Below are 10,237 nucleotides of genomic sequence, written 5' to 3' on the forward strand. Positions count from 1 at the left end.
GGCGCTTAGCCTTTCCGCTGCGTTCTCCCGCGCAGTCCCAACTCAGGTCGAGGTGAGAACCACCTCGACCCTTCTGTTTTTGGCGCGCCCTTCGGGCGTCAGGTTACTGTCACGCGGTGCAAGCCATCCTGCGCCCTCGGCGCCAAGCTGTGCGGGGTTCACGGACAGCACCTCAATCAGCCGCGTGCGTACTGCCTCGGCGCGCTTGCGCGACAGGGCGATGTTCGCGGCCAGATCGCCCACGGCGTCGGTATGCCCAACCAGCACCACGCGCCGCGCAGGGTTCGCCGCAAGATATTCGGCAAGTGCACGCAGCGAGGCGTAGCTGCTGGGGTGGAGTGTGGATGCGCCGGTATCGAACTCCAGATCGTCGAGTGTGGCACGCCCGGCCTGTTCCAAAAGCGCGGCAAGCTCTGCCACCGATACGGGTGCGGCGACAGACCCTTGCGCGTTGCCTGTTGGTGCCGCCGGTGCCAGTTCGGGTGCCGCAATCACAGGGGCGAGCGGCTCTGCCTCACTCGGCCCGATCTGCGTCACATGCACGAAACCAGACCCTGTCGAACGCGAAACGACCAAGGCCAGATGCTCGGCGTCTTCACCCGCGCCGCGCACCGCTGCCAAGTAGCGAAAATCGCCAAGATCCACGTGCATTTCCGGCTCGGGCAAAATCTGCATGGCAAAGCGAAAGTCAAACCCGCCGCACACATCAGTATCGCATTCGAATATCACCTCGTAGCCTGCCGCAAGCAGTTGTGCGCGCAACTCCCGCAGGATTTGCAGGCTGGACGCAGTGGTATCGCGCAACCGCCAAGCAGACTGGCTAAGCCTGCCTTCCAGCAGCGAATGGTGCGGTTTTCCCGGCTCCCAAGCCGCAATCGGCAGCGCGTAACTGGCCAGAGCCTCGTTCCGCGAAGCTGTCTGCTCGGCCCCGAGGGGCAAAGATAGCGTGATTTGTGCGGCTACGGGCATCGCGAAGGCGGCAAGGCAGGCGGCAAACGCCAACAAGATTATGGCCCGCGCCACCATCATGCAGCGCCCGGCGCTAGGCGGTAATGGTAGCCCTGCACCTCCGCGAGCCCAGCGCCAAGATAAAGCGCCAGCGCCGCTGCGTTCTCTCGCAACACCACAAGTGACAGCGTATCGGCACCATTTTCGCTTGCCCAGAAAGCGGCCTCGCGCAGCATGTGCCGGGCAAGCCCCTTGCGGCGCAGTTCTGGCAGCACGTGAAACCCGTGCAGCATCGCCACCCCTCGGTGAATACCCACAAAGCCCACGCCTGCGGCGCGGTCCGCAACGCGGCCCAGAACAGCGCATTTCGGCGCCGGGGCGCGGTCCATCACCGCCTGTCGGCCGGGACCGATGCCTTCCCCGGCCCAGAGGTCGCGCATGATCGCAAGCGGCGGCCAAAGACAAAAGGCTGTAATCGGCGGAGGCCGCTCGGTGGCCAAGGCCGCGACAGGTGCTGCCAGCATCGCCACCGGGTCAACTACGTCAAAGCCCCGTGCCGCAAGCGCCGCATCAAGCGCGTCTTCGTCCCCCCGGATCATGAAAAGCGCAGGCTGGCCCAGCCGCTTATGTGTGGCAATGGCCGCGTCAATGTCAGACTCGCCCCATGGTGCCACAGCACTTGCCGCCGAAACCCGCTTGCCGCCGCCCCGCCCCTCGCGCACCAGAAACGCCCCGGCGCGATGCTGCGCCGCAGCTGGCCAAGTCGTGTCGATCACCTCAAAAAGATCAGGCCGCTGCGTCATTGCCCCTCCGGAAAAGCGGCGCGCAGGGCGTCCATGGCGGCTGCGACACGGGCGGGGTCGGTGCCGCGCACCACCAGATTGGAGCCGAAAATACCGTCTTGCACAAAGGGATAAGAACCCAAGGAAAGATCGGGCCAGCTTGCCGCCAGCGCGGATAATGGCTCGGCCAATGACGCCTCGGCGCGCATCACCCGCAAACTTTGCGTCACTAAGGGTGCGCCGCCGACAAGCCGCGCCAGCACCGATGCGACCATCGCCTGAAAGATGTTGGGCACCCCGGCCATGACGTGGCAGTTGCCGATACTGAAACCGGGGGCCACTGAAACCGGATTTTCAATCAGCGTGGCACCATCGGGAATCCGCGCCATGCGCAACCGCGCAGTGCTGAGTTCGACCCCGCGCGAGGCGTAGAACGCAGCCAGCAACGCGCGCGCGTCCTCGCGCACCCCGATCGGCACGCCAAAGGCCGCGGCCACTGCATCGGCGGTGATGTCGTCATGCGTGGGGCCAATACCGCCCGAGGTGAAAAGCTGGTCATGCGTCGCGCTTAGCGCCCGGACCGCGGCAACAATGGTGTCATGATCGTCGCCCACCACGCGGATTTCACGCAAATCGAACCCTGCCTTGGCCAACTCGCCCGCAAGATAGAAGCCGTTACCTTCGCGGGTGCGCCCGGTCAGGATTTCGTCACCGATAATAAGCGCCGCGGCTGTCGGGTTCGCCATGAACAATCCTCGTTTTGCATTGGTATAGGGCGGCCTCAGCGCGTCGAAAAGCCCGACCCTAGCCAAAGCGACATTTTGTGACTAATTAGGGCACGAGCAGACTGGAGCATACACGTGCGAGAAACTCGTGGTCGCATGACCAAAGACGGCATCCGTATTTATGAAGACACCGATTTCGCAGGTATGCGGAACGCAGGTCGGCTGGCGGCCGAAATCCTCGATGAAGTGGCAACACTTGTCGTACCCGGCACCACCACCGCGGCAATCGACGATTTCATCCGCGAAACCGTTACCGCGCGCGGCGCGGTTTCGGCCACCATCGGCTATCGCGGTTATCGACACGCAAGCTGCATTTCAGTCAATCATGTCGTCTGCCACGGTATTCCGGGCGACAAGTTGCTAAAAGACGGCGACATCCTCAACATTGATGTCACCGTGGTTCTTGATGGCTGGTACGGCGATACCTCGCGCATGTATGTGGCTGGCAACTTGGGTCGCAAAGCCGAACGGCTGATCGAAGTCACGCATGAGGCCTTGATGCTGGGCATTGCCGCCGTGCAGCCCGGCAACACCTTTGGCGACATAGGCGCTGCCATTCAAACCTATGTCGAGGCAAACCGGATGAGCGTCGTGCGCGATTTTTGTGGGCATGGCCTTGGTCGGGTGTTTCATGCGGCACCCAACGTGCTGCATTACGGGCGCGCCGGCACCGGGCCTGTGCTTGAAGAGGGTATGTTTTTCACGATCGAGCCGATGGTGAACCTCGGGCGGGCCGAAACCAAGGTTCTGGCCGATGACTGGACCGCAGTCACACGCGACAAATCGCTGAGCGCGCAGTTCGAACATTCGATCGGCGTTACCGCCACTGGCTGCGAGATTTTCACGCTGTCGCCCGCCGGGCGGTTCTATCCGACCTGGCGCTGACGCTTACGCCCGCCCAGCGGCGGCGGAAAGCGATAGCGGATCAACCCCAAGCGTGCGCAAGGCGGCCTCCCACTTGCGCGCGTTCGCGCCGGAAAACACCAGTTCGGCATCGGCCTCGCATGTAAGCCAAGCGTTCGCGCCGATCTCGGCCTCTAGCTGCCCGGCACCCCAGCCTGCATAACCCAGCATCAGTATAGCCCGCGCAGGGCCACGAGCCGCGGCGATGTCTTCGAGAATATCGCGCGTTGTGGTCAGCGCGAGCCCCGGTGCCACCGCAGGTGCCGCTGCCCGATCACGCGGCCAGTCAGAACCGTGCAGCACAAAACCACGGCCCGTTTCCACGGGGCCGCCAAACTGCACGGCGATTCCCGCGCCTTCCCCCGAAAGCCCCATTTGCTCGGCCAGCCCCGCCCAGCCGATACCGGGCGGTGCCGGTTTGTTGATGATAAGCCCCATCGCCCCCTGTTGCGAATGCGCACAGATCAGCACCACCGCATGTTCAAATCGCGGATCGCCCATGCCCGGCATTGCGATCAGTAGCTTTCCCGTAAGCTCCATGCCTGTCCTCCGCGCTTGCGTGCAAGCATCGCCCGCAGTGTCGTTGCGCGCAAGGCCCCGCCTTGCTGGCCGCGTTCAATACCAAAGTAGTGTCGCACTTGTGACTTTGCTCGTCCCCTCGTGGGGACTATTTCAATGGCATGAATACACGCCAAACCTTGCTTGCCACAGTAGCGATCAGCCTCTTGCTGCCAAGCGCGGGGGCTGCCCAAGGCTGGATGCCGGGCTTTGTAAGTGCAGAGTTCGTGCCCGGCTGGCAAACCGAAAACGGAAACCAGATGACCGCACTGCGGATCGTTCTGGAGGACGACTGGAAAACCTATTGGCGCGCACCCGGAGATGCCGGGGTGCCGCCCAGTTTCGATTGGCACGGCTCGCGCAATGTTGGCGAAGTCATCGTGCATTGGCCGCGCCCGCAGCTGTTTGAAAACGGCGGTATGCGCACGGCTGGCTATGCCAGCGAAATGATTCTGCCGATCGAAGTGGTGCCCGCTGACCCCACGCAAGATGTGTGGCTGGCCGCCGAGGTTTCGCTTGGCATCTGCCACGATATTTGTGTGCCGTTGCAGGTCAATGTGTTTGACCTGCTGGAAGGCCCCGGCAATGCAACGCCCGAGATCATCAGCGCCTTGTCGCAGAGGCCCGAATTGCGCGAAGACATCGCAAGTTGCGCGGTTGAACCGGTCTTGGACGGGGTGCGCCTAACGGCCGAGATTTCCATGCCCGCACTTGGCGGCGACGAGGTTGCCTTGTTCGAACTGGACGGCATGTCCGCGTGGTTTTCCGATTCGAGCAACACGCGCGACGGCGCTGTGCTGACCTCGACTGTCGAGATCGTGCCCTATAATGCGCGGCCGTTCGAACTTAACCGGCAGGCGCTGCGCATCACCGTGCTTGGCAATGATGGCGCGGTCGAGATCATGGGCTGCTCTGACTGACGGTCAACTTGCGCCCGCGCCGTGCGCGGCGCAGCGCAACCGGGGCAAGCAGCGTAGCCAGAACCACCACCACCAGCGATGCCAGCAGAAACTCGCCCAGCGCCAACGCCACGCCGCTGTTGGCCACCAACGCGCGACCGAGCGTTGCAGCAAAGGCCCCGGCCATCGACAAAGCCACCAGTGCCAAGACCACGCGCAGGCGCGGCGTGGAAAGCCCGCGCTTTAGCGCGTGAATGTAGCGCGCGAAGTCCTGTTGCACTGCCAGCAGCGGCGGCACCACCATAAGCACGATCACCATGCCAAACCCAAGCCCGTAGCAAAGCGTTATCACTGTCGGCTTCAAGAACAGCGCGGCGCTAGAGTTGGTGTAAAGCACCGGCGCAAGGCCGATAACCGTGGTCGCCGTGGTCAGGAATACCGGGCGCAAGCGGTCGGACACTGCGTCGATGATCGCCGGAACCAGACCACGCCGCTCGGCATATTCATCGACGGTGCTCACCAAAACGATCGAGTCGTTGATGATGATGCCCGACATGCCGATCAGGCCCACAACCGAGAACATCGACATCGGCATAGCCCAGATATAGTGCCCCCAGATCGCACCGATCAGCCCGAAGGGAATGATCGCCATCACCACGATCGGGCGGGTCCAGCTAGAGAATATCCAGGCAAGCGCGATGTAGATGCCGACAAGGCAGAAGACGAGCCCCATCGCCGCATCGCCAAAGAACTCTTCTTGCTGCTGCGCAAGCCCCGATTGCTGCCATGTCACGCCGTAGTCTTCGGCGATGCGCGGCAAGATCACGCCGATCATCTCGGCGTTGATCTCGGTTGCGCGGTCGGGATTGTCTTCAGACATCTCGCCGGTCACGGCGACCAGCCGCAACCCGTCTTCGCGCCGCACGGTAGAAAAGCCCGAGAAAGACGAAACCTGCACGATGTCCGACAGCATCACCCATTCGCCCGAGGGCGTGCGCAATTTCATGCTGTCCACGAAATCGTCGGCAAGCTCCGATTTTGGCACCTGCACCCAGATCGAGGCGCTGCGCGAACCGTCGGGGTAGACCGCCGCCTCGATCCCGTTCATGCGTAGCCGCAGATCACGTGCCAAAGTTTCAATGGAAAAGCCCAGCGCCTCGCCCTGCGGGGTCAGTTGCAAGACCAGTTCTTCCTTGTCGTAGGAAAGGTTGTCTTCCAGCGCCGAGACCTCTGGGTAAACCGACATCGCGGTTTTCATGGCCTCTGCGGCCCCCTTGAGGGCGTCAACATCTGCGCCGGTGAACTGAACCGAAATGCTGTCGCCACCCGGCCCGCCACGGAAGCCGCGGAAGCTCAACTCTTCCACCATCGGATGGCGCTGGGTCAGCGTCTGCATCGCGGCGATGAACTCGGCCGACGAATAGGGCCGCAGGTCGGGGTCGGTCAGTTCGATCGATACGCCGCCAAGCTGGTCTGCGTCCTTGGTGTCGGCCCCCGCCAACGCACGGCCAGAGTTGCCGCCGATTTCACCCAATACGTAAACCACCGGGCTCGTGCCATATTCGGCCTCGAATTGCGCGCCTGTCGCATATACGCCTGCCTCGAGCATGGCGAGCATTTCGCGCGTGTCTTCGCGCGTGGCCCCCGGAAGCATCGAGAAATTGACAGATACCTGCGTCTGCTCGGGTCCGCTGAAGAACCGCCATTGCACCTTGCCCGAGATGACCAAGGTCCCTTGATAGGCCAACAACAAGATCATGACCGCCAGAACCGGATATCGGGCTTGAATGACCAGCGCCATCAATGGCCGCACCAGATTGGTGCGCAGCCAGTCAAAACCGCGGTTCACAAGGCGCGAGGGCAAATCATACCAGCTTTCCTTGGAAGCATGGGTCAGCGCGTGCGCCATGTGATTGGGCAGGATCAGGAAGCACTCGATCAGCGAGGCCGCCAGCACCGCAATCACCGTAAAGGGGATGTCGATAATCATGCTGCCCATCCGACCACCGATCACCATCAACCCGGCAAAGGCGATGATTGTGGTGATCGACGATGCGAATACCGGCGCGGCCATCCGCCGCGCGGCGTTTTCGGCAGCGACGACAGGCGGTTCGCCCAAGTGCCGCGCGCGAAAATCAGCGTGCTCGCCCACCACGATAGCATCATCGACCACGATACCCAGCGTGATGATCAGCGCGAAGATCGAGATCTGGTTCAGCGTCATGCCAGCAAAGTGCATCGCCGCGACTGCCGCAAGCATCGAGACAGGAATCCCCGCCGCCACCCAGAATGCGGTGCGCGCGTTGAGAAACAGGAACAGGAACAGCACCACAAAACCTAGGCCTTGCACGCCATTATCTATCAGCAAGTCGATACGGGCGGTAATCTGCTCGGACTGCGTGCGGATCAGGTCGATCTCTACGCCTTCCGGCAGGCTAAGCTCCATCGTCGCCACGACCTCTTCGACCTGATGCTGGATCTCGACAGCATCGCCCGAGGCAGAACGTGAGACGTTTACCGATATGGCCGGATTGGTGCCGACGTAAAATGCACGACTACGGTCGGCACCCTCGACATAGACCGTGGCAACATCGCCGATGGTCAGTTTTGATCCATCCGCATTCGTGCGTAGCACCAGCCCGGCGATCTCGGTTGCATCACGCTTTTCAACCCCGGTGCGCACCCGCGCCGCGCCCGAGGCCAATTCACCTGCCGGTGCGGTAGAGCTTTCCGCGCCGATCAGGGTGGAAATCTCTGACATCGTGACATTGTGCTGAATCATCTGCGCGGTCGAAAGCTCGACCACCGTTTGCGGCGCGGCATAGCCCTGCACCGTCGTTCGGGTAACGCCCACGGCGTAAAGCCGGGTGACAAGCTCGTCGGCCAGACGGCCAAGCTGCTCTACCGAAAGCGGCCCGGTAATCACCACATCGGTGACGGTATCGCGCCAGACACCGCGCGTGACTGTGGGCTCTTCGGCGTCGTCTGGCAGGTTGCTCGTCTGCGACAGCGCGGTTTCAACATCAGCCACGGCTCGGCTCATGTCCCAATCGGGCTCAAACTCCAACGCAATGCGCGCGCTGCCTTCGGATGAGCGCGAAACTGAACTTGTAACGCCCTCTACCACCAGCAGCGAAGGTTCCAGCACCTGCACGATGGCACGGTCTACCTCGTCAGCGCCCGCGCCCGACCATGCGACCGAGACGTTGATATTCTGCACGACCGTATCGGGAAAGCTCTGCGAACGCATCCGCGGCAGAGCATTGATGCCCACACCGATCATGATGACCAGCACGATGTTGGCCAAAGTCTTGTGGCGGGTGAAATAGGAAAGCAGACCGCGTGCTGCGCTGGCCACGTGTTCGCGCCCTGCTGCCATGACTTAGCCCCCCATCCGCTGTTCGAGCCGCTCGATCACCACCCGAGGAACCTCTTCTTCCTGCAACTGGCTTATCGTGCGCGCCTTGGCCTCGGCGGGCATGCCTGCGTTCGATTCGATAAAGGCAATCAGCACCGCGCGGCGTTCGGGCGTAAGCACGACCATTTCGCCACCAGTATCGGCGCTACGGGAACCTGCTGCGCTTGCACCTTCGGCACCTGCACTGGCCATCGGGCTTGCAAGGGCTGCGGCGGGATCTGCCGTCGTAGCGCCGGGGCGCAATGGGCGAACCTTGAGCCCTGCGCCAAGCAGCGGCGAGCGCGTTGTCACCACCTCGCGGCCATCAAGCGCGTCGGCGCGCACAATCACCGAATCGCCCTGACGGCGCAGCACTTCGGTTGCGACCTCTTCAAGACGGTCCCCTTCGCCCAGCGCAAGCACGCTGCCCTTGGCGTCGACAGAGGCTGCGGGCAGTTCGAACACGCCTTCCAGCGCGGGTTCTTCGATCAGTAGCGTCACAAAGTCGCCCTGCCGAAACCCTTTGGCACCAGCTTCGATCTGCGCAAAGACCAGCCGCCCGGTCTGGCCTTCGCCAACCTCGGCGCTGACCCGGCTTAACCGCGCTAGGGCAGTGACTGGCGTGCCTGCGACTTCCAGCACCACTTCGACGTTTGCCGGGGTCAGCGCACCATCGGCATCAAGAAAGCGCACATATTGCGAGGTCGAAACGCGGAACGAGACTTCCAGCGCATCGGGGTCGATCAGCGAGCCCAGCATTTCGTTGTTGCTGACAAGGCCGCCCTCGACCGCTGACACACCGGCCAGAAGCCCGTCAAACTCGGCTACAAGCCGCGTGTCGGCCAGCTTTCGTTCCGTTTCGGCCAGTGCGATCGTCTGCCGCTCGACGGTATTGCGCGCCTGATCGACCTGCGTCTGCGCCTGCGACAATTGCGAGCGCTTTGACAGCACCGCCTGACGCGCCGAAATGCTGGCAAGCTCGGCGGTTTCGTTGGCGGTTGCCGTGCCAAAGCCGTTCTCGGAAATCGTGCGCTGGCGTTCCAGCGCCTGTTCGCGCAGTTGCGCCTGTTCTTCTGCTACCGCCAGATCGTCAATTGCGATGGCAAGCGCGCGTGTCGCGGCTTCCAGTGCACCTTCGGCATCGGCCAGCGCCGCGCGCTGCACATCACGCGCGCGTTCGGCCTCGGTGGTGCTGAGTTGCACCAGCAACTGCCCGGCTGTTACATGCGCGCCTTCCTCGAAGTTCTCAGCCAGTTCGACGATCTGCCCGGCGGAGGGCGCGCGCAATTGCAGACTGCGGCGGCTTTGCACCTCGCCGTAAGCGGTCAGCACCGGCTTCAGAGTCTCGCGGGTAGCGGTGGTCACGTTGGCGGAAAAAACCCGCTCTTGTGTCGGGCGGGGGCGCGACTCGGCGTTCCGGCGCAACTCAACGGCAGAGCGCACCATGAAACCTGCATAGGCAAGCACCCCGACCGTTACGGCCATTAAAAACAGCCCGACCAGACTCCGCGTCAAGAATCGCATCAAACCCGCCCTATTTCATTTGTTTTCGATGACCGAAATCAGTGCGTCTGCTTATATACACCGGGCCCCATGGGGCCAAGCATCCGGGCGTTCAACGAAGCGTGTTTCACATTCCGTCGCGGGTTTGTGCGTTATTTTTCCAGCCGCGCTCGAAGCGATAGCAGATCGGCCCAGGATTCGCGCTTGGCCTCGGGAGTGCGCAGCAAATAGGCCGGGTGCGTCATCGGCAGCGCGGGCAGATCAAATGCCTGCACCCAACGCCCGCGCAGCCGCGTTATACCGCGCTGGCCGATTGCTGCATCGCAGGCAGAGTTGCCCATCAGCAGCACGAAATCGGGCGCGGCAAGCGCAATATGGCGGGCGATGAAGGGGCGGAACATCGCGATCTCGGCTGCATCTGGGTCTCGGTTGGCGGGTGGCCGCCAAGGCAGCACATTGGTG

9 protein-coding genes are annotated in these 10,237 nt (G+C 62.6%); 2 read left to right on the top strand and 7 right to left on the bottom strand.

Going from position 1 to position 10,237, the window contains the following annotated elements; genetic code table 11:
• Positions 1-42: 42 nt before the first annotated feature.
• From ABY403_RS00785 to ABY403_RS00795, 3 genes are read right to left on the bottom strand one after another with little or no spacing between them, the layout of a single operon-like run.
• The gene (locus ABY403_RS00785; RefSeq protein WP_372837611.1) at positions 43-1,029 is read right to left on the bottom strand and encodes an OmpA family protein; all 987 of its coding nucleotides are present in this window, start codon (positions 1,027-1,029) and stop codon (positions 43-45) included.
• Positions 1,026-1,751, bottom strand: a complete 726-nt coding sequence (locus tag ABY403_RS00790; RefSeq protein WP_372837613.1) for a GNAT family N-acetyltransferase — start codon at positions 1,749-1,751, stop codon at positions 1,026-1,028. The genes ABY403_RS00785 and ABY403_RS00790 overlap by 4 nt, the downstream gene beginning before the upstream one ends.
• Positions 1,748-2,476 (bottom strand): competence/damage-inducible protein A, encoded by a 729-nt coding sequence (locus tag ABY403_RS00795; protein WP_372837615.1) that lies wholly within the window; start codon positions 2,474-2,476, stop codon positions 1,748-1,750. Before ABY403_RS00795 ends, ABY403_RS00790 begins: the two co-directional genes overlap by 4 nt.
• A 135-nt stretch (positions 2,477-2,611) precedes the next feature.
• Here ABY403_RS00795 and map point away from each other — a divergent pair, with 135 nt between their 5' ends.
• Positions 2,612-3,400 (top strand): type I methionyl aminopeptidase, encoded by a 789-nt coding sequence (gene map, locus ABY403_RS00800; RefSeq protein ID WP_372837627.1) that lies wholly within the window; start codon positions 2,612-2,614, stop codon positions 3,398-3,400.
• 3 nt (positions 3,401-3,403) lie between these two features.
• Here the strand turns inward: map and ABY403_RS00805 are convergent, their stop codons facing one another.
• Positions 3,404-3,958, bottom strand: a complete 555-nt coding sequence (locus tag ABY403_RS00805) for a YqgE/AlgH family protein (RefSeq protein ID WP_372837617.1) — start codon at positions 3,956-3,958, stop codon at positions 3,404-3,406.
• A gap of 140 nt (positions 3,959-4,098) precedes the next feature.
• Between ABY403_RS00805 and ABY403_RS00810 the strand changes: the two genes are divergently transcribed.
• Positions 4,099-4,896 carry a protein-disulfide reductase DsbD domain-containing protein gene (locus ABY403_RS00810; protein WP_372837619.1) on the top strand — a complete coding sequence of 266 codons (798 nt, stop codon included), beginning with the start codon at positions 4,099-4,101 and terminating at the stop codon, positions 4,894-4,896.
• On the opposite strand, the gene ABY403_RS00815 is transcribed toward ABY403_RS00810, so the two are convergent.
• The 3 genes from ABY403_RS00815 to ABY403_RS00825 form a co-directional block, all read right to left on the bottom strand.
• Positions 4,877-8,254 (bottom strand): efflux RND transporter permease subunit, encoded by a 3,378-nt coding sequence (locus ABY403_RS00815; protein WP_372837621.1) that lies wholly within the window; start codon positions 8,252-8,254, stop codon positions 4,877-4,879. The two genes, ABY403_RS00810 and ABY403_RS00815, sit on opposite strands and share 20 nt — an antisense overlap.
• Positions 8,255-8,257: 3 nt before the next feature.
• The gene (locus ABY403_RS00820) at positions 8,258-9,796 is read right to left on the bottom strand and encodes an efflux RND transporter periplasmic adaptor subunit (protein WP_372837623.1); all 1,539 of its coding nucleotides are present in this window, start codon (positions 9,794-9,796) and stop codon (positions 8,258-8,260) included.
• A gap of 131 nt (positions 9,797-9,927) precedes the next feature.
• Positions 9,928-10,237, bottom strand: a 310-nt coding sequence (locus ABY403_RS00825) for a uracil-DNA glycosylase family protein (RefSeq protein WP_372837625.1), incomplete at its 5' end; no start/stop codon positions are given.

It is taken from the genome of Phaeovulum sp. (assembly GCF_041596715.1).
Classification (GTDB): domain Bacteria; phylum Pseudomonadota; class Alphaproteobacteria; order Rhodobacterales; family Rhodobacteraceae; genus UBA6213.

Excerpts from the sequence above, each read along its gene's own strand:
- ABY403_RS00785 (WP_372837611.1), bottom strand. The coding sequence starts at position 1,029 with ATGATGGTGGCGCGGGCCATAATCTTGTTGGCGTTTGCCGCCTGCCTT.
- map (WP_372837627.1), top strand. The coding sequence starts at position 2,612 with ATGACCAAAGACGGCATCCGTATTTATGAAGACACCGATTTCGCAGGT.
- ABY403_RS00815 (WP_372837621.1), bottom strand. The coding sequence starts at position 8,254 with ATGGCAGCAGGGCGCGAACACGTGGCCAGCGCAGCACGCGGTCTGCTT.
- ABY403_RS00805 (WP_372837617.1), bottom strand. The coding sequence starts at position 3,958 with ATGGAGCTTACGGGAAAGCTACTGATCGCAATGCCGGGCATGGGCGAT.
- ABY403_RS00820 (WP_372837623.1), bottom strand. The coding sequence starts at position 9,796 with ATGCGATTCTTGACGCGGAGTCTGGTCGGGCTGTTTTTAATGGCCGTA.
- ABY403_RS00795 (WP_372837615.1), bottom strand. The coding sequence starts at position 2,476 with ATGGCGAACCCGACAGCCGCGGCGCTTATTATCGGTGACGAAATCCTG.
- ABY403_RS00790 (WP_372837613.1), bottom strand. The coding sequence starts at position 1,751 with ATGACGCAGCGGCCTGATCTTTTTGAGGTGATCGACACGACTTGGCCA.
- ABY403_RS00810 (WP_372837619.1), top strand. The coding sequence starts at position 4,099 with ATGAATACACGCCAAACCTTGCTTGCCACAGTAGCGATCAGCCTCTTG.